The 18,135-nt window shown below is 75.1% G+C and carries 17 protein-coding genes; 14 read left to right on the top strand and 3 right to left on the bottom strand.

The window, feature by feature from the left end:
* The first annotated feature begins 8 nt into the window (after nucleotides 1–8).
* From KJP73_RS16480 to KJP73_RS16440, 9 genes are all read left to right on the top strand, one after another.
* Entirely contained in the window at nucleotides 9–1,271 is a 1,263-nt protein-coding gene (locus tag KJP73_RS16480; protein WP_213283969.1) for an ABC transporter substrate-binding protein, read from the top strand.
* Nucleotides 1,268–2,419, top strand: a complete 1,152-nt coding sequence (locus KJP73_RS16475) for an ABC transporter ATP-binding protein (protein ID WP_213283966.1) — start codon at nucleotides 1,268–1,270, stop codon at nucleotides 2,417–2,419. Before KJP73_RS16480 ends, KJP73_RS16475 begins: the two co-directional genes overlap by 4 nt.
* A complete protein-coding gene (locus tag KJP73_RS16470; RefSeq protein WP_213283965.1) occupies nucleotides 2,416–3,336 on the top strand; it encodes an ABC transporter permease in 921 nt (306 codons plus the stop codon). Before KJP73_RS16475 ends, KJP73_RS16470 begins: the two co-directional genes overlap by 4 nt.
* A 32-nt stretch (nucleotides 3,337–3,368) precedes the next feature.
* The gene (locus KJP73_RS16465; RefSeq protein WP_213283968.1) at nucleotides 3,369–4,190 is read left to right on the top strand and encodes an ABC transporter permease; all 822 of its coding nucleotides are present in this window, start codon (nucleotides 3,369–3,371) and stop codon (nucleotides 4,188–4,190) included.
* A 23-nt stretch (nucleotides 4,191–4,213) separates the two neighbouring features.
* Nucleotides 4,214–5,497, top strand: a complete 1,284-nt coding sequence (locus KJP73_RS16460) for a saccharopine dehydrogenase family protein (RefSeq protein ID WP_213283964.1) — start codon at nucleotides 4,214–4,216, stop codon at nucleotides 5,495–5,497.
* A gap of 89 nt (nucleotides 5,498–5,586) precedes the next feature.
* On the top strand, nucleotides 5,587–6,795 hold the full coding sequence (locus tag KJP73_RS16455; RefSeq protein ID WP_213283963.1) for a GGDEF domain-containing protein: 1,209 nt from the start codon (nucleotides 5,587–5,589) through the stop codon (nucleotides 6,793–6,795).
* 4 nt (nucleotides 6,796–6,799) lie between these two features.
* A complete protein-coding gene (locus KJP73_RS16450) occupies nucleotides 6,800–8,116 on the top strand; it encodes a M50 family metallopeptidase (protein WP_213283962.1) in 1,317 nt (438 codons plus the stop codon).
* 76 nt (nucleotides 8,117–8,192) lie between these two features.
* Nucleotides 8,193–9,353, top strand: a complete 1,161-nt coding sequence (gene ispG / locus KJP73_RS16445) for a flavodoxin-dependent (E)-4-hydroxy-3-methylbut-2-enyl-diphosphate synthase (protein ID WP_213283961.1) — start codon at nucleotides 8,193–8,195, stop codon at nucleotides 9,351–9,353.
* Nucleotides 9,354–9,358: 5 nt separating this feature from the next.
* Nucleotides 9,359–10,264, top strand: coding sequence for a DUF4081 domain-containing GNAT family N-acetyltransferase (locus KJP73_RS16440; protein WP_249669471.1), 906 nt, complete (start codon nucleotides 9,359–9,361; stop codon nucleotides 10,262–10,264).
* Here KJP73_RS16440 and KJP73_RS16435 read toward each other — a convergent pair.
* The gene (locus tag KJP73_RS16435; protein ID WP_213283960.1) at nucleotides 10,261–11,424 is read right to left on the bottom strand and encodes an LCP family protein; all 1,164 of its coding nucleotides are present in this window, start codon (nucleotides 11,422–11,424) and stop codon (nucleotides 10,261–10,263) included. The genes KJP73_RS16440 and KJP73_RS16435 overlap by 4 nt on opposite strands.
* Before the next feature lie 97 nt (nucleotides 11,425–11,521).
* Nucleotides 11,522–12,415 carry a DNA-formamidopyrimidine glycosylase family protein gene (locus KJP73_RS16430; RefSeq protein WP_213283959.1) on the bottom strand — a complete coding sequence of 298 codons (894 nt, stop codon included), beginning with the start codon at nucleotides 12,413–12,415 and terminating at the stop codon, nucleotides 11,522–11,524.
* A 54-nt stretch (nucleotides 12,416–12,469) separates the two neighbouring features.
* Here KJP73_RS16430 and KJP73_RS16425 point away from each other — a divergent pair, with 54 nt between their 5' ends.
* Entirely contained in the window at nucleotides 12,470–14,281 is a 1,812-nt protein-coding gene (locus tag KJP73_RS16425) for a proline--tRNA ligase (RefSeq protein ID WP_213283958.1), read from the top strand.
* A gap of 34 nt (nucleotides 14,282–14,315) precedes the next feature.
* Here KJP73_RS16425 and KJP73_RS16420 read toward each other — a convergent pair whose 3' ends face one another.
* On the bottom strand, nucleotides 14,316–15,443 hold the full coding sequence (locus tag KJP73_RS16420; protein ID WP_213283957.1) for a DUF4439 domain-containing protein: 1,128 nt from the start codon (nucleotides 15,441–15,443) through the stop codon (nucleotides 14,316–14,318).
* Between the two features lie 206 nt (nucleotides 15,444–15,649).
* Here KJP73_RS16420 and rimP point away from each other — a divergent pair, with 206 nt between their 5' ends.
* The 4 genes from rimP to KJP73_RS16400 form a co-directional block, all read left to right on the top strand.
* A complete protein-coding gene (gene rimP, locus KJP73_RS16415) occupies nucleotides 15,650–16,237 on the top strand; it encodes a ribosome maturation factor RimP (RefSeq protein WP_213283956.1) in 588 nt (195 codons plus the stop codon).
* 1 nt (nucleotide 16,238) lies between these two features.
* On the top strand, nucleotides 16,239–17,354 hold the full coding sequence (nusA, locus tag KJP73_RS16410; RefSeq protein ID WP_213283955.1) for a transcription termination factor NusA: 1,116 nt from the start codon (nucleotides 16,239–16,241) through the stop codon (nucleotides 17,352–17,354).
* Entirely contained in the window at nucleotides 17,351–17,719 is a 369-nt protein-coding gene (locus tag KJP73_RS16405) for a YlxR family protein (RefSeq protein WP_213283954.1), read from the top strand. Before nusA ends, KJP73_RS16405 begins: the two co-directional genes overlap by 4 nt.
* A gap of 177 nt (nucleotides 17,720–17,896) precedes the next feature.
* Nucleotides 17,897–18,135: translation initiation factor IF-2 N-terminal domain-containing protein (locus tag KJP73_RS16400; RefSeq protein ID WP_213283953.1), on the top strand; the 239-nt coding region annotated here is incomplete at its 3' end.

Below are 18,135 nucleotides of genomic sequence, written 5' to 3'. Positions count from 1 at the left end.
GGAGCACGATGTCCCCTCGCCGCCCCCTCCCGGCCGACCCGCGCGCACGCGCCCTGATCGCCGCGATGCAGCGCCACGGGCGCCGGCGTCCGCCGGCCGCCCTCCCCGCGGGCCCCTCCCGACGGCAGTTCCTCACCGGCGCCGTCGGCGGCATCGGCGCGGGGGTGCTGCTCGCCGCGTGCGGCACCGGTGGCAGCCCCGCGTCGGGGACCTCGGCGACCGCGGCCACCGACCTGTCGGACAGCGAGAAGCTCGTGCGCTGGGCCAACTGGACGCTGTACCTCGACCAGGACGAGGCCGGCACCGGGTACCCGACGCTCGAGGCGTTCACCGCGGAGTCGGGCATCGAGGTCGAGTACACGGAGGACATCGACGACAACGACTCGTTCTACGGCAAGGTCTCCGGTCAGCTCGCGAACGGCCAGGACATCGGGTACGACATCGTCACCCTGACCGACTGGATGGCGGCCCGGCTGATCCGGCTCGGCTACACCCAGGAGCTCGACCGGTCGGCGATCCCGAACGCCGACAACATCCTGCCGGGCCTCGCCGACGTCGACTTCGACCCCGGCCGCACGCACTCGCTCACGTGGCAGTCCGGGTTCGGCGGCCTGGCGTGGGCGAAGGACGCGGTGCCGTCGGGCATGACCGGCCTGTCGGACCTGTGGGCGCCCGAGCTCGCCGGCAAGGTCGAGGTGCTCTCGGAGATGCGCGACACGATCGGCCTCATCATGCTCGACCAGGGCGTCGACCCCTCGGGCGACTGGGGGGAGACGGAGTTCGAGGCGGCGCTCGCCGTGCTGCGGGAGAAGATCGGGTCCGGCCACATCCGCCAGGTGCGCGGCAACTCCTACGCGCAGGACCTCGTCAGCGGCGACGCGGTCGCGGTCATCGGCTGGTCCGGGGACATCACGGCGCTGAACTACGAGAACGACGACCGGTTCGCGTTCGCGATCCCCGAGGCCGGCGGCACCCTCTGGAGCGACAACCTGCTCATCCCGGTCGGCGCGACGCACAAGGCGAACGCCGAGGCCGTGCTGGACCACTACTACGACCCGGAGGTCGCGGCGCAGGTGGCCGCGTGGGTCAACTACATCACCCCGGTGCAGGGCGCCCAGGAGGCCATGGAGGCCATCGACCCGGAGCTCGCCGCGAACCCGATGATCTTCCCCGACGAGGCGACGCTCGCCACGGCGCACGTGTTCCGCACCCTCACGCCCGAGGAGGAGACCACCTACAACGGCGCGTTCCTGGACGTGATCGGGGCATGAGCGCCACGGCACCCGCCCGCGCCGGTGCGGCGCTCGAGATCTGGGGCGTCACCAAGACGTTCGGCGCCTTCACCGCGGTCGACGACCTCACGCTCACCGTGCCGTCCGGCTCGTTCTTCGCCCTGCTCGGCCCGTCCGGCTGCGGCAAGACCACGACGCTGCGGATGGTCGCGGGGCTGGAGCAGCCGACGTCCGGCGCCCTGTCGATCGGCGGCCGCGAGGTCACCGGGACCGGCGCGCACCAGCGCCCGGTGAACACGGTGTTCCAGAGCTACGCGCTGTTCCCGCACCTGTCGGTGCTGGACAACGTGGCGTTCGGCCTGCGCCGCCGCCGCGTGGCCGACGCCGCGCGGCTGGCGCGCGAGGGGCTCGACCTGGTCCAGCTCGGGCACCTGGCCGACCGGCGCCCGGCCCAGCTGTCCGGGGGCCAGCAGCAACGCGTCGCCCTGGCGCGCGCCCTGGTGAACAACCCGGCGGTGCTCCTGCTCGACGAGCCGCTCGGCGCGCTCGACCTGAAGCTGCGCCGCCAGATGCAGCTCGAGCTCAAGCGGATCCAGACCGACGTGGGCCTCACGTTCGTGCACGTCACCCACGACCAGGAGGAGGCCATGACGATGGCCGACACCGTCGCGGTGATGAACCACGGGCGCATCGAGCAGATGGGCAGCCCCGCGGACCTGTACGAGCTGCCGCGCACGGCGTTCGTGGCGAGCTTCCTCGGGCAGTCGAACCTCGTCGCGGGGGAGGTCGTCGACGCCCCCGGCGCGGACGGCACCATCGGCGTAGCGGTCGCGGGCACCCGGGTGCGCGTCCCCGCCGACCGGGCCGTGCGCACGAGCGGCCGGGTGCTCGTCGGCGTGCGGCCCGAGAAGATCCGGGTCCTCGGTCCGGGGCAGGACCCCGCGCTCGTGGCGCCGGGGGCCAACGTGCTGGGCCCCGGGACCGTCACCGACGTCGCGTTCGCCGGTGTGAGCACGCAGTACCAGGTGGCGCTGCCCGGGGTCGGCACCTTCGGCGTGTTCGCGCAGAACCTCGTGGGCGGCGCCACGCTGTCCGTCGGCGACGAGGTCCGCCTCGCGTGGGCGGTGGAGTTCACGTTCGGGCTCGACGCCGACGGGGCCGCCGACGGTGACGCGGAGGCGGCATGAGCATCGCCGCCGCCCTCACGGACGCCGCTCCGCAGGCACCCGCCCCGGCCCCCACCTGGCGCTCACGGTCGGGGGCCTTCGGGCTGATGCTGCCGGGCACCGCGTACCTCGTGCTGTTCTTCGTCGTGCCGGTCGGCGCGCTGCTCGCCACGTCGCTGTACGTGCCGGTGCCCGGCGGCGACGTCGGGCAGTTCCAGCCGGCGCTGCACTGGCAGAACTACACCGAGGCGCTCGCGCAGTTCTGGCCGCAGATCGTGCGGTCGTTCGCCTTCGCGCTGCTCGCGACCGTCGCGGCGCTCGTCATCGGCTACCCGCTCGCCTACGCGATCGCGGTGCGCGCCCGGGGCCGGACCCTGCTGCAGGGCGTCCTGCTGGTGCTGGTCGTCGCCCCGTTCTTCACGAGCTTCATCCTGCGCACGATCGCCTGGAAGCAGATCCTCGCCGACGACGCGTTCGTGGTGCAGGCCCTGCGCTGGCTGCACCTGCTCCCGCCGGACGGGCGGCTCACCGCGACCGCGTTCGCCGTCGTCGCGGGACTGACCTACAACTTCCTGCCGTTCATGGTCCTGCCGATCTACGCCAGCCTGGAGCGGCTGGACCCGCGCCTGGTCGAGGCCGGCGGCGACCTGTACGCCCGCCCGGTCACGACGTTCCGCACGGTGACCCTGCCGCTGTCGATGCCGGGCGTCGTCTCCGGGACGCTGCTCACGTTCATCCCGGCGACCGGTGACTACGTGAACTCCAGCCTGCTCGGCAACAGCACGGACACGGCGATGATCGGCCAGGTCGTCGACGCGCGGTTCTTCAAGGTGCTCGACTACCCGACCGCCGCGGCGCTGTCGGTGGTGCTCATGGTGGCGATCCTCGTGCTGGTCGGGCTGTACGTCCGGCGGTCCGGCACGGAGGAGCTGCTGTGAGCGCCCCCGCGGTCGCGCGCACCGCGGCGCCGGTGGAGCGCGCTGTCGCACCGGCACCCTCGCGGCGGCGCCGGTGGCGTCTCGGCGGGGCGGTCGTCCCGGTGTTCGCCGGCCTGGGCTTCGTCTACCTGCTCGTCCCGGTGGCCTACACGATCGCCTTCTCGTTCAACGACGCGGGCAAGACCAACCTCGTCTGGCGCGGGTTCACGCTCGACGCCTGGCGGAACCCGTGCGGGGCGCCGCAGGTCTGCGAGGCGTTCGCGCACTCGATCCAGGTGGGGCTGCTGTCCACGCTGGTGGCGACCGCGCTCGGCACGCTGATCGCGATCGCCCTGGTGCGCTACCGGTTCCGCGGCCGGGCGCTGGCGAACCTGCTGATCTTCCTGCCCATGTCCACGCCCGAGGTGGTGCTCGGTGCGGCCCTGCTCGCGCAGTTCCTGTCGCTGCGGGTGCAGCTCGGGTTCTGGACGGTCGTCGCCGCGCACGTGATGTTCTGCGTCTCGTTCGTGGTCGTCACCGTCAAGGCGCGGGTCGCGTCGCTCGACCCCCGGCTCGAGGAGGCCGCGGCCGACCTGTTCGCCACGCCCTGGCAGGCGTTCTGGAAGGTCACGTTCCCGCTGCTGGTCCCCGGGATCGCGGCCGCCGCGCTGCTGGCGTTCTCGCTGAGCTTCGACGACTTCATCGTCACGAACTTCACCTCCGGCAGCTTCGCCACTTTCCCGAAGTTCGTCTACGTCTCGGCGACGCGCGGCATCCCGCCGCAGGCCAACGTCATCGGGTCCTTCATGTTCGCCCTCTCGCTGCTGGTGGTCGTGGGGGTCCAGGTCGTCCGCAGCGGGCGGCGGCGCCGGTGAGGCGCCCGGAGGAGAGGAGCACCATGCGTGTCGTCGTGGTCGGGAGCGGCGGGGTGGGCGACGCTGTCGCCCGGATCGCCGCCCGCCGGGAGTTCTTCGAGCTGATGGTGGTCGCGGACCGCGACCCGGACCGGGCGGCGCGCACCGTGGCCGCCGCCGGCGGGCGGGACGTGGTCGGCGGGCGGTTCGTGGCGGCGGTCGTCGACGCCTCGGACCCGGGCTCGGTCGAGCGTCTGCTGCGGGAGCACGCCGCGACCCACGTCCTGAACGCGGTCGACCCGCGGTTCGTCATGCCGGTGTTCACCGCGGCGCTGGCCGCCGGGGTCGACTACCTCGACATGGCGATGTCGCTGTCCACCCCGCACCCCACCGCGCCGTACGAGCGGACGGGCGTGAAGCTCGGCGACGCCCAGTTCGCGGCCGACGCCGCGTGGACCGGAGCGGGCCGGCTCGCGCTGGTCGGGATGGGCGTGGAGCCCGGCCTGTCCGACGTGTTCGCGCGGTACGCCGCCGACCACCTGTTCTCCCGGATCGACGAGCTCGGCGTCCGGGACGGCGCGAACCTCGTGGTCCGCGGCGAGGACGGGGAGCCGGTGTTCGCCCCGTCGTTCTCCATCTGGACCACCATCGAGGAGTGCCTGAACCCGCCGGTCGTCTACGACGCGGCGCGCGCCCGGGCGGCCGGGGACCGCGACGCCGGCTGGCACACCGTGCCGCCGTTCCACGAGCCGGAGGTCTTCGACTTCCCGGCGCCGATCGGTCCCGTGGAGTGCGTGCACGTCGAGCACGAGGAGGTGCTGCTCATGCCGCGGTGGGTGGACGCCGAGCGCGTGACGTTCAAGTACGGGCTGGGGGAGGAGTTCATCGGGGTGCTGCGGACGCTGCACACCCTGGGCCTGGACTCGACCGCGCCGGTGCGGGTCGGCGGGGTCGAGGTCAGCCCCCGCGACGTCGTCGCCGCCGTGCTGCCCGACCCGGCGTCGATCGGGCCCAGGATGTCGGGCGCGACGTGCGCCGGGCTCCTCGTCACCGGCACGGGCACCGACGGGCGGCCGCGGGAGGTGTACCTGCACCACGTCGTCGACAACGCCTGGTCGATGGCCGAGTACGGCGCGCAGTGCGTGGTCTGGCAGACCGCGGTCAACCCCGTCGTCGCCCTGGAGCTGCTCGCCGACGGGCGCTGGGGCGGCACCGGCGTGCTGGGGCCCGAGGCGTTCGACGCCGTGCCGTTCCTGGACCTGCTCGCGGCCCCCGAGCCCGCCGGGTACGGGTCCGCGTGGGGGATGGACGAGCGCCTCAGCGGGTGATCTCCGGGTGATCCCGCCCTCCGGACGGGTCCGCGGCGCTCCGGCGGAGGTACCGTGCCAGCACCCGCCGACCCGGAACGCGAGCCGCCATGTCCGCACCGTCTCCGCCGCACCGGGACCTGCCCGTGGCCCGGCGGGCCGGTGACCCCACCCTGGGCCTGATCCGCCGCGTGCTCCTGGTGTGCCTGCTGGTCGGGGCGGTCGCGGTGGTCGCCGTGCTGGTGCTGCGCTGGGACGACCCCCTGCTGCGCGGCGTCTCCCCGGCCCTGCTCGTCGTGGTGCTGCTGTTCGCGTGGCTGGTGCTGCGCCACCCGCGCGCGACCATCCCCGTGTCCCGCGTGGTCCTGACCGGCCTGGACGTGCTGTGGCTGGTGACGATGGGCAGCCGGCTGGCGACCGACGTCGGGGGCGGCTGGTCCGCGCTGTTCCCGACGACGTTCATGGGGCTGGCGCTGTTCGTGGTCATCGGCTACCTCGTGTACCCGAACCGGGTGGCCGCCCTGCACGCGGGGGCCGTGGTGGTGCTCGTGGTGGTGGTCGGCTCCGTGGGGCTGGCCCTCGGCCCGGGGGACGGCAGCACCCGCCAGCACGTCGTCGACCTGGTGCGCTACGCCGTCTACCTGGCGGTGCTCGCGGCGATGGTGTGGGTGCTGTCGCGGACCAAGGAGCACGCGACCCGCGCGTTCCTGGTCGCGGAGCACGCGAGCGCCGAGGCCGCGTCGATGCGCGAGATGGCCTACCGGGACCCGCTGACCGGGGCCGCGAACCGCCGCCGGCTCGAGGACGAGCTCGCGTACCAGGCGGGGGTCGTCGGGTCGGGGCTCGACGTCGCGCTGGTGTACCTGGACCTCGACCGGTTCAAGGCCGTCAACGACGTGCACGGGCACGCCGTCGGGGACCGGGTGCTGGTCGCGGTGGCGCACGCCCTGGAGCAGCACGTGCGGTCCGGCGACCTCGTGGCGCGGCTCGGCGGCGAGGAGTTCCTGGTCGTGGCGCCGGGCATGGGGCTGGCGGACGCGGGTGCCCTGGCCGAGCGCCTGCGCGCCGCGCTGCCCACCGAGGTGCGCCGCGAGGTGGCGGTCGACGTGACCGCGAGCCTGGGCGTGACGGCGCTGCGGCCGGGGGAGCAGCCGGCGGATGCCCTGGAGCGCGTCGACACCCTGATGTACCGCGCGAAGCGTGGCGGCCGGGACCGCGTGGAGGTCGAGGACGCCGGACCCGCTGCGGACGTCCAGCCGCTCTTCAGGCTGAAGGGGCAGGATGGGGGGTCGACCGTCCCGAGCAGAACGGAGCTGTGACCTGATGGCGTACGCGATCGGCGTGCTCGTCCTCGTCGTGGGCATCCTGGTGTCCATCGCCCTGCACGAGGTCGGCCACATGGTCCCCGCCAAGCGGTTCGGCGTGCGGGTGAGCCAGTACATGGTGGGCTTCGGCCCCACGCTGTGGTCGCGGACCCGGGGCGAGACCGAGTACGGCGTCAAGGCGATCCCGCTCGGCGGGTACGTCCGGCTGATCGGCATGTACCCGACGCCCGACGCGGTCGGGAACCCGCCGGTGCGCGGCTTCTTCAGCCGGATGGCGGCCGACGCCCGGGAGGCGAGCGCGGAGGAGATCCGTCCCGGCGAGGACCACCGGGCGTTCTACCGCCTCTCGACGCCCAAGAAGCTCGTGGTGATGCTCGGCGGGCCGGTGATGAACCTGCTGATCGCCGTCGTGCTGCTCGCCGTGCTGTTCGTGGGCATCGGGACCCAGACGGCGAGCACGACCCTCGCGTCCGTCAGCCAGTGCGTGCTGCCCGCGGGCTCCACCGCGACGGAGTGCTCCGCGTCGGACCCCGAGGCGCCCGGGGCCGCCGCCGGCCTGCGGCCCGGGGACACCGTGGTGGAGTACGACGGCGCCCCGGTCGAGTCCTGGGCCCAGCTCAGCGGGATGATCCGCGGCACCGGCGAGGAGGCCGTGCCGGTGGTCGTCGAGCGCGACGGGGAGCGGGTGACCCTGTCCGTCACGCCCGTGGTGGCCGAGCGTCCCGTCACGGACGACGACGGTCAGCCGGTGCTGGACGACGCGGGCGACCCCGTGACCGCCGAGGTCGGCTTCCTGGGCGTGAGCCCCGGCACGGAGCTGCAGCGCCAGCCCGCGTCGGAGGTGGTCTCGGTGACGGCCGACGCCGTGTGGCAGACCGGCCGGGCCGTCGTCACCCTGCCCGCGAACCTCGTGGACGTCGCCCGCAGCGTGACCGGCGGCGAGGAGCGCGACGCGTCGGGCGTGCTCGGGCCGGTGGGCGTGGCCCGCCTGGCCGGCGACGTCGCGTCCTCGGACGCGCCCGGTGTCGGCGTGGTCGACCGGGTCTCGGCGATGCTCGGCCTGCTCGCCTCCCTCAACATCGCGCTGTTCGTGTTCAACCTGGTGCCGCTGGTGCCACTCGACGGCGGGCACGTCGCCGCCGCGCTGTGGGAGGGGCTCAAGCGCCAGGTCGCCCGGCTGCGGAACCTGCCGCGGCCCCGGCCCGCCGATGCCGCGCGGCTGCAGCCGCTCGCCCTCGGGGTGTTCGTGCTGCTCGGCGGGATGGGGCTGCTGCTGGCGTACGCCGACATCGTCAGCCCCGTGTCCCTGGGCTGACCCGCGGCGGCTGAGAGCAGCCTGAGGCGCGCGCGGCGCAGGGTGCGACGGCGCGCTGCGGTGCGATGATGGCCGGGTGAGCATCCCGATCAGCCTCGGCATGCCCGAGGCCCCCGCCCCGGTCCTGGCACCGCGGCGACCCACCCGCAAGATCCGCGTGGGCAAGGTCGAGGTCGGGGGCGACGCCCCGGTCAGCGTGCAGTCGATGACGACGACGCTCACCTCGGACGTCAACGCCACGCTCCAGCAGATCGCGGAGCTCACCGCGGCGGGCTGCGACATCGTCCGGGTCGCCGTGCCGAGCCAGGACGACGCGGACGCGCTGCCGGCCATCGCGCGCAAGTCGCAGATCCCCGTGATCGCCGACATCCACTTCCAGCCCCGGTACGTGTTCGCCGCGATCGACGCGGGCTGCGCGGCGGTCCGGGTCAACCCGGGGAACATCCGCAAGTTCGACGACCAGGTCAAGGAGATCGCCCGGGCCGCGCAGGCCGCCGGCGTCTCGCTGCGGATCGGGGTCAACGCCGGCTCGCTCGACCCGCGCCTGCTCGCCAAGTACGGGAAGGCGACCCCCGAGGCCCTCGTGGATTCCGCCGTGTGGGAGGCCTCGCTGTTCGAGGAGCACGACTTCCACGACTTCAAGATCTCCGTGAAGCACAACGACCCCGTCGTGATGGTCCGCGCCTACGAGCTGCTGTCCGAGCGCGGCGACTGGCCGCTGCACCTCGGCGTGACCGAGGCGGGCCCGGCGTTCCAGGGCACGATCAAGTCGGCCACCGCGTTCGGCGCGCTGCTGAGCAAGGGCATCGGCGACACCATCCGCGTGTCCCTGTCCGCGCCGCCCGTCGAGGAGGTCAAGGTCGGCATCCAGATCCTCCAGTCGCTCAACCTGCGGCCGCGGAAGCTCGAGATCGTGTCCTGCCCCTCGTGCGGCCGGGCGCAGGTGGACGTCTACTCGCTCGCCGAGCGCGTCACCGCGGGGCTCGAGGGCCTGGAGGTGCCGCTGCGGGTCGCCGTGATGGGCTGCGTCGTGAACGGCCCGGGCGAGGCCCGCGAGGCGGACCTCGGCGTGGCGTCCGGCAACGGCAAGGGGCAGATCTTCGTCCGCGGCCAGGTGGTCCGCACGGTGCCGGAGCACGCGATCGTCGAGACGCTGATCGACGAGGCCATGCGCCTGGCGGACGAGATGGACGCGACGCAGCCCGGTGCGGGCGGCCCCGTGGTCACGGTGGGCTGACACCGGTGCGCGGCGTCTGGCAGGACGTGGCCGGCGGCCACCTGCGGACCGGCCCCGGGTCGGCCCGGGTGCTCGGCGAGCTCGACGTGCCGCGGGCGCTGGCCGTCTGCGCGCAGGACCCGGTCGCGGCCGTGCTCGCCACCACCCGCCTCGAGCAGGCGGAGCGTGCGGGGCTGCGCCGGGTGGGCGGCCAGGTCTGGGGCTACGAGGTCGACGGCGCGCTCGTCGCGATCTGCTGGGCGGGCGCCAACCTGGTCCCGGTCGTCCCCGAAGCCGCCCACCGCACCGCGGCCCTCGACGCGTTCGCCGCGTTCGGCCGCACGCAGGGGCGCCGGTGCTCCTCGGTGGTCGGCGACGCCCCCGCGGTGCTGGGCCTGTGGGACCGGCTGGCGCCGACCTGGGGCGCCGTCCGCGAGGTGCGCGAGAACCAGCCCTCGATGGTGATCGACGCCGACCCGGTGGTCGCGCCGGACCCCGAGGTGCGGCGGTCCGCGCCCGAGGAGTACGACATCGTGCTGCCCGCCTGCGTGCGGATGTTCACCGAGGAGGTCGGCTACTCGCCGATCGGCGGCACCGGCGGGGCGTACGAGGCCCGGGTGCGGTCGCTGATCCGCGAGGGCCGGTCGTTCGTGCGCGTCGAGCGGGGCGACGCCGGGCCGCAGGTGGTGTTCAAGGCGGAGCTCGGCGCGGTCGCCGGGGGCGTCGCCCAGGTGCAGGGCGTGTGGGTCGACCCCGTGCGCCGCGGGGAGCGCCTCTCCGAGGGCGGGATGGCCGCGGTCGTCGCGACCACCCGGCGGGATGTCGCGCCCGTCGTGTCGCTGTACGCGAACCACTACAACGAGCGGGCGCTCGCCGCCTACCGCGCGGTGGGGTTCCGGCAGGTCGGCACGTACGCGACGGTGCTCTTCTAGGCGGTCGCGCCCGCGGTCGCCGTGCCGGTCGTGGTCCCGGCCGCCGGAGCGTCCGTCAGCGGCCGGTCCTCGCGCAGCCGCTGCCACAGGTCCTCCGCCTCGTCGGTCCACACCACGCGGTACTCGTCCTGCGGTGCGGGGACGGTCGGCACGGTGACCGGGCTGAGCGACGCGGGGTCGACGTCCCGGAGCGTCAGCGCCAGGCCGGCGAGCGAGCGCACGTCCGCCAGGCCCTCGCTGATCGACAGGGACCGCGTCACGCTGCCGAGCAGGGGCATCAGCGCGCCCGGGTCCGCGAGGACGTCCGTGCCCTGCACCTGCGTGGCCAGGGCGTCGAGCAGCTGCTGCTGCCGCTCGATGCGCCCGAGGTCCGACCCGGTCTCCAGGCCGTTGCCGGTCCCGGTGCGGGCGCGCAGGAACGCGAGCGCGGTCGTGCCGTCGAACACCTGCGGGCCCGCGGGGACGTGCAGGCCGGCCTTGGGGGAGTCCATCGCCTCGGGCAGGTCCATCGGGACGCCGCCCAGGGCGTCGATCACGTCCCGGACCCCGTCCATCTTCACGACGATGCTCTCGTCCGTGACCAGGCCGGTGTTCTCCTCGAAGGTGCGCCGCGTGCACGCCGCGGCGGCCGCGATGTTCTGCGTCTCGCCGGCGCCGGTCTCGAACGCCGAGTTGAACATCGCCGACTCGCGCGGCTCGGTGGTGCTGCCGTCCTCCAGGGTGCAGGCGGGCAGCCGGACCAGTGAGTCGCGGGGGATCGACACGAGGTCGACGCGGGTGCGGTCGGCGGACAGGTGCACGAGCACGGTCGTGTCCGAGCGCATGCCCTCCTCCTCGCCCGCCAGCGCGGCGTTCTCGCCGTCCCGGCTGTCCGTGCCCATCACCAGGATGTTCAGCGCGCGGCCGGCGTACCCGTCGCTGGGCGGCGCCTCCTCGACGGGCCGGTCGTCGGCGAGGAACGCGTCCACGTCGGCGCCCTCGATCCCGCTCTGCACCTGCCCGTAGAGCGCGGCGGCGCCGGTCGTGCCGCTGAGGGCCAGGACGCCGGCGGTCAGGGCCGCGGTGCGCGCGACCCGGCGCCCGGCGCGGGTGCGGCGGGCGTGGCGCGCGGGGCGCAGGACGGCACGGCCGTGACGGACGGCGCGGGTGGGGTGGGCCATGCCCCCACGGTAGGAAGCGCGGTGGTCGGGGCGCAGGCGGGGGAGGTGCAGCCTCCGGCCGGATCCTGTGCGGGACCCGTGAACGCCCTCGCGGGCCTCAGCGCAGCAGGCGGGACATCCGCCGGTCGGCCAGCGGGGTGCCGCCGGTCTGGCAGGTGGGGCAGTACTGCAGCGAGGAGTCGGCGAACGACACCTCGTGCACCGTGTCCCCGCAGGGCACACCGTCCCAGCCCGGGCAGGGCTCGCCGGTGCGGCCGTGCACCCGCATCCCGCGGCGCTTGGCGTCCTTGAGCTCCGCTGCGGGGCGTCCCGCGGCGGCCGCGATCGCCTCGGTGAGCACCGCGAGGGTGGCGGCGTGCAGCCGCGCGACCTTGTCGGCGTCGAACGACCGCGTCAGCGCGAACGGGCTGGTGCGGGCCACCAGCAGGATCTCGTCGGAGTAGGCGTTGCCGATGCCGGCGATCGTGCCCTGGTCGCGCAGCAGGCCCTTGATCTGCTGGTTGCGGGCCTGCATCAGCTCACCCAGGCGCTCGCGCGTGAACTCCGGCGACAGCGGCTCGACCCCGAGCGTCGCGATCGGCGGCACCTCCCGCGGGTCCCGCACCACGTGGACCGCGAGCCGCTTGCGGGTGCCCGCCTCGGTCAGGTCGAAGCCGGAGCCGTCGTCGAGCCGCACCCGCAGGGCCAGCGGCGACTTGCCGGGCCGCACGGGCGTCGGGGACAGCGCCTCGGACCAGCGCAGCCACCCCGCCCGGGCCAGGTGGAACACGAGGTGCAGGGGGTCGCCGCCGCCCGCCGGTCGGACCCCGAGGTCCAGCCACTTCCCGTGCCGGTCGGCGCTCACGACGGCACCGCCCGCCAGGTCCGCGGGCGCGGGGCTGAACGTCTTCAGGGCGCTGATCGCGCCGACCTCCACGGCCGCGACGGTGCGCCCCACGGCGCGCTCGCGCAGGAACACGGCCAGCGACTCGACCTCGGGCAGCTCGGGCATGCCCCCATCGTGGCGCACCGAGCCGGGGTCGCGCCGCCCACTAGGCTGCGGGGCATGCTGCTACGCCTGTCCACCCTGTTCGTCCGCACCCTGCGCGAGGACCCGGCCGACGCGGAGGTGGCCAGCCACCGGCTGCTCGTCCGTGCCGGCTACATCCGCCGCGCCGCCCCCGGGATCTACACCTGGCTGCCGCTGGGCCTGCGGGTGCTGGGCAAGGTCGAGCAGGTCGTGCGCGAGGAGATGGCCGCCGCGGGCGCCCAGGAGGTGCACTTCCCGGCGCTGCTGCCCAAGGAGCCGTACGAGGCGACCGGCCGCTGGACGGAGTACGGGCCGAACATCTTCCGGCTGAAGGACCGCCGCGAGGCGGACTACCTGCTCGCGCCGACGCACGAGGAGATGTTCACGCTCCTGGTCAAGGACCTGTACTCGTCGTACAAGGACCTGCCGCTCGCGCTGTACCAGATCCAGACGAAGTACCGCGACGAGGCCCGCCCGCGCGCGGGGCTGATCCGCGGCCGCGAGTTCGTCATGAAGGACGCGTACTCGTTCGACGTCGACGACGCGGGCCTGGAGGCCTCCTACCAGGCGCAGCGCGAGGCGTACCAGCGGGTGTTCGACCGCCTCGGCCTGGAGTACGTCATCGTCGCCGCCACCTCCGGGGCGATGGGCGGCTCGCGCTCCGAGGAGTTCCTGGCGCCGATGGCCATCGGCGAGGACACGTTCGTGCGCTCGCCGGGCGGCTACGCGGCCAACGTCGAGGCCGTGACCACGGTGGTCCCGGACGCCCTGCCGTTCGACGACGCCCCCGCGGCGCACGTGGAGGACACCCCGGACACGCCGACCATCGACTCCCTGGTCGCGGTCGCGAACGAGCGGTTCGCGCGCCCGGACCGCGCCTGGACCGCCGCGGACACCCTGAAGAACGTGGTGCTCGCGCTCGTGCACCCGACGGGGGAGCGCGAGCTGCTCGTGGTCGGCCTGCCCGGCGACCGCGAGGTGGACCTCAAGCGCCTGGAGGCGGCCGTCAGCCCGGCCGAGGTGGAGCCCGCCGTCGAGGCGGACTTCGCGGCGCACCCGGAGCTCGTCAAGGGCTACATCGGCCCCGCGGCGCTCGGCCCCAACCCGGACGGTCTCGCCGCGGACGCGGAGGGCCGGACGGCCGTGCGGTACCTGCTCGACCCGCGCGTCGTGCCGGGCACCCGGTGGATCACGGGCGCCAACGAGCCCGGCAAGCACGTGTTCGACCTCGTGGCCGGCCGGGACTTCACCGCCGACGGCACGGTCGAGGCCGCGGAGGTCCGCGCCGGCGACCCCGCGCCCGACGGCTCCGGCCCGCTGGAGCTCGCGCGCGGCATCGAGATCGGCCACATCTTCGCCCTCGGCCGCAAGTACGCGCAGGCGCTCGGCCTGACGGTGCTCGACCAGAACGGCAAGTCCGTCGTCGTCACGATGGGCTCCTACGGCATCGGCGTCACCCGCGTGCTGGCGGCGCTGGCCGAGGCGAACCACGACGACCGCGGCCTGGCGTGGCCCGCGGGCGTCGCACCGGCGCACGTGCACGTCGTCGCGACCGGCAAGGACGCGGCGGTGTTCGAGGCCGCGGAGTCGCTGGCGCAGACCCTGTCGTCCCGCGGCATCGAGGTGCTGTACGACGACCGCCCGAAGGTCTCGCCCGGCGTGAAGTTCGCCGACGCGGAGCTCCTGGGCGTGCCGCTGACGGTCGTCGTCGGGCGCGGCCTGGCGGACGGCGTGGTCGAGGTGCGGCCGCGGGTGGCCGTCGAGGGCGGGCCGCAGGCCGAGCAGGTCCCGGTCGCGGACGCCGCCGACCGGGTGGCCGAGCTGGTGGACGGGCTGCTCGCGCGCTGAGGCCGGCGGCCTGGGCCTCGCGCTCAGGCCGTCGTCACTGCGCGGGCAGACCGGGCAGCGGCGACGGCACCGCGCCCCACGCGAGGCCCTCGACGGCCGCCTCGCGCAGGCCGTCGACGGCCGCGGTCCGGTCGGCCGTGCCCGCGGACGTCTCCAGCACGGCGTCCGCGTGCACGGCCGCGAGGTCGCTCAGCAGCCCCGCGCAGAACGCCGGGACGCCGGCCTCGCCGGTGAGCTCGCCGCCGACCGCGTAGGTGACCCGCCGGGGGTCGTCGGCGGTGCCGGCCACCCCGGCGGCCGTGGCCCACGCGGTGGCGGCGGCGCGGTGCGCGCGGGCCGAGTCGCGCGCGAGGGCCCGGGCGTCGCCGGACAGGCGCGCGGCGGCGACCTCGAACCCGAAGCCGGTCTGGTCCTCGGCGAGGGCGAGCGCGACGAGCGTCGTCCGGCCGAGGTCGCTGCCCGCGGCAGGGGCGGGCTCGGTCGGTGCGGGGGAGTCCGTGGCGGCGGGGTCGCCGGAGGCCGGGCCGGAGGGCGCGGGGCTCGCGGCGGAGCCGTCGCCGGACCCCGAGCCGTCGGCCGCGCCGCCCCCGGCCTCTCCCGCGTCGTCGGGGTCGGCGTCGACGGCCGGTGCGGGCGTGCCGAGCGCCGCGGCGAGCCGCTCGGCCAGCTGCGCCCGGGAGGCGGCCACGGCGGCGAGCAGCCGCGCCCGCCCGGCGTCCTCGGCGTCCCGGGCGTCGGCGCGCGCCCGCGAGGCGGCGGTGCCCAGCAGGGTCAGCACGTCGGCGGGGGTCGCCGGTGCCGCGGTCGCCGTGGCGGTGGGGGTCGGCGTCGGGGTCGCGATGCCGGAGTCGTAGACGCCGCCGAGCTCGTCGACGTGCGTGGCGGCCGCGGGGGGCACCAGCGCGAGGACCGCGGCGACGGGCTCCGGGGCGCCCGCAGCGGCCTCGGTCGCCGCGTCCGCGAGCTCCTGGGCCTCGTCCACGGCGGCGCGCCGGGCCGTCTCCGCCGCGTCCGGGCGGGGCTCCGTCGGCGCGTCGGTCTCCCAGCGCAGCCCGCAGCCGGACAGCAGCACGGCGGCGACCGTCGCGAGCCCGCCCGCGAGCAGGCGGGTGCCGAGCCGGTGGCGCGGAGGGGCGGGGACGCGGGGCGGGACCGTGGACATCGGGTCGGATCCTCCCACGCCGGCCCGGCCGGGAGCCGTACGTCGGGTGCGCGCGGCGGGAGTCAGTACGCTGGTCGCAGCACACGGCCCGTCGCCGTGCGCCGCACCACGCGCAGGACCCGACAACCACACAGCGTCGACGTCCCCGGTGGGGCGTGCGCCCGACGGCGGGCGCACCCGACCGAGGACCGACACAGGAGGTCAACATGCCCGCGCCCACGAGTGCGCAGCGCATCCGGGAGACCATCGAGCCGGTGGTGACCACCGCCGGGCTGTGGCTGGAGGACGTCGAGCTGGCGCGCGAGGGCGGCCGGCCGGTCGTCCGCGTCGTGGTCGACGCGGTCGAGGACGCGGAGGACGCGCTCGACCTGGACGGCGTCGCGGAGGTCTCGCGGTCCGTCTCGGCGGCGCTGGACGACCTGGACGGCCTGCCCGACACCTACTCCCTCGAGGTCTCCACGCGGGGCGCCGAGGCGCCCCTGACCGCCCGCCGGCACTACGTCCGTGCCGTCGGCCGCCTCGTCGTGCTGACGCTCGCCGACGGCGCGACGCTGGCCGGGCGGCTGGTCGACGTGGAGCGGGCGGACGCGGGGGCCCCGGACGACGCCGTGGTGGTGACGCCGGTGACGCCGGGGCTCAAGGGCCGGCCGGCGAAGACCGGCGACCCGGTCCGCGTGCCGCTGCAGGACGTGCGCGGCGGCCGGGTGGAGATCGAGATGGTCAAGGACAAGGGCGGGGACGCCGCCGGCGCCGGGGACGGCGCACTGGACGGGCCTGACGGCCGGGAGGACTGACGTGGACATCGACATGCAGGCGCTGCGGCTCATCGAGCGGGAGCGCGACATCAGCCTGGACGTGCTGGTCTCGGCCATCGAGCAGGCGCTGCTGTCCGCCTACCACCGGACGCCGGACGCGCAGCAGGACGCGCGCGTCGAGCTGGACCGGCGGACCGGGCACGTGACCGTGTGGGCGCGCGAGCGCACCGTGGTCCCGGCGCCCGACTCCGAGGGCGCGGACAGCGACGGCGCGGTGACCGCCGTGCCGCCCACGACGACGGTGACCGGCCCCGAGTTCGACGACACGCCGGCCGGCTTCGGCCGCATCGCCACCGCGACCGCCCGCCAGGTGATCGTCCAGCGGCTGCGCGACGCCGAGGACGACCAGGTGCTCGGGCAGTTCCGCGGCAAGGAGGGCGAGGTCCTCGGCGGCGTCATCCAGCAGGGCCGGGACCCGCGCGTGGTCCTGGTCGACGTGGGCGGCACCGAGGCGGTCCTGCCGGCGCACGAGCAGGTGCCCACCGAGGAGTACGTGCACGGCGAGCGGATCCGGGCGCTGGTGCTGGACGTGTCCCGCGGCTCCAAGGGCGCGCAGATCACGCTGTCCCGCACGCACCCGAACCTGGTGCGCAAGCTCTTCGAGCTGGAGGTCCCGGAGGTCGCCGACGGCCACGTCGAGATCACCGCGCTGGCCCGCGAGGCCGGGCACCGCACCAAGATGGCGGTCCGGTCGCACGTGCAGGGCCTCGGGGCCAAGGGCGCGTGCATCGGCCCGCTCGGCGCCCGCGTCCGCGCGGTGATGGCGGAGCTGCACGGCGAGAAGATCGACATCGTCGACCACTCGGACGACCCGGCCGAGATGGTGGCGCACGCCCTGTCGCCGGCCCGTGTGCTGTCCGTCACGGTCGTGGACGCCGCGGCGCGGGCCGCCCGCGTCGTCGTGCCCGACTACCAGCTGTCGCTCGCGATCGGCAAGGAGGGCCAGAACGCCCGCCTCGCGGCGAAGCTGACGGGGTGGCGCATCGACATCCGGTCCGACGCCCAGGAGGCCCCGGCGGACTCCGGCGAGGCCCCCGAGGCCGCGATCTCGCCCGCCGCCGACGGTGAGGGCCGAGGTCCCGGTCGAGTCCGGTGAGCCCGCGCGCTAGACTGGACACGGCTGGGCCGGACGCTCGGCTCTCCTCGCCGAGCAGGCGCCACCCCGACACCCACGCAGCGGATCCCGCTGCGGAGGTCGTCGCGGGTCCGGTGCGCACGTGCGTGGGGTGCCGGTCGACCGGTCCGAGGTCGGTCCTGCTGCGCGTGGTCGCGGCGACGACGGACGCGGGAGATCCCGCGGTCGTGGTCGACGTGCGCCGGGCGCTGCCGGGCCGGGGGGCGTGGCTGCACCCCGATCCTCGGTGCCTCGAGCTCGCCGAACGCCGTCGTGCGTTCCCGCGTGCCCTGCGTCTCGCAGGGTCGCTGGACACGTCCGCGGTCCGGCAGCACCTCGGGGTGTGAGGAGGACCGTCGCCGCCAGGGCAACCCGCCCGGGTGGCATGTGCACCGTCGAACAGGGAAAGCGGGTCGAAGAGCCGATGGCTGCCCGATGAGCACGCACCGATGAGTACCCAGCGATGAGTACCCAGCACTAACGACGGTCCGACCCTGTCCGGGCGGACCGAGACAGGGAGAGATGTGGCCAAGGTCCGCGTCTACGAGCTCGCCAAGGAGCTCGGAGTCGACAGCAAGTCGCTCATGACCAAGCTGAACGAGCTCGGAGAGTTCGTGCGCTCGGCGTCCTCGACGATCGAGCCGCCGGTGGTCCGCAAGCTGCGGGACACCTACCCGGCAGGTGGCGGCGCCAAGCCCGCCGCCCGCCCCGCCGCACCTGCGGCGACCCCGGCGCCCGCGCCGCGCCAGGCGGCCCCGGCCGC

The sequence above is a fragment of the Cellulomonas hominis genome (genome assembly GCF_901521055.1).
GTDB lineage: Bacteria > Actinomycetota > Actinomycetes > Actinomycetales > Cellulomonadaceae > Cellulomonas > Cellulomonas endometrii.
The sequence above is the reverse complement of the archived record's forward strand: the minus strand, read 5'-3'. Positions and strand labels throughout refer to the sequence as shown.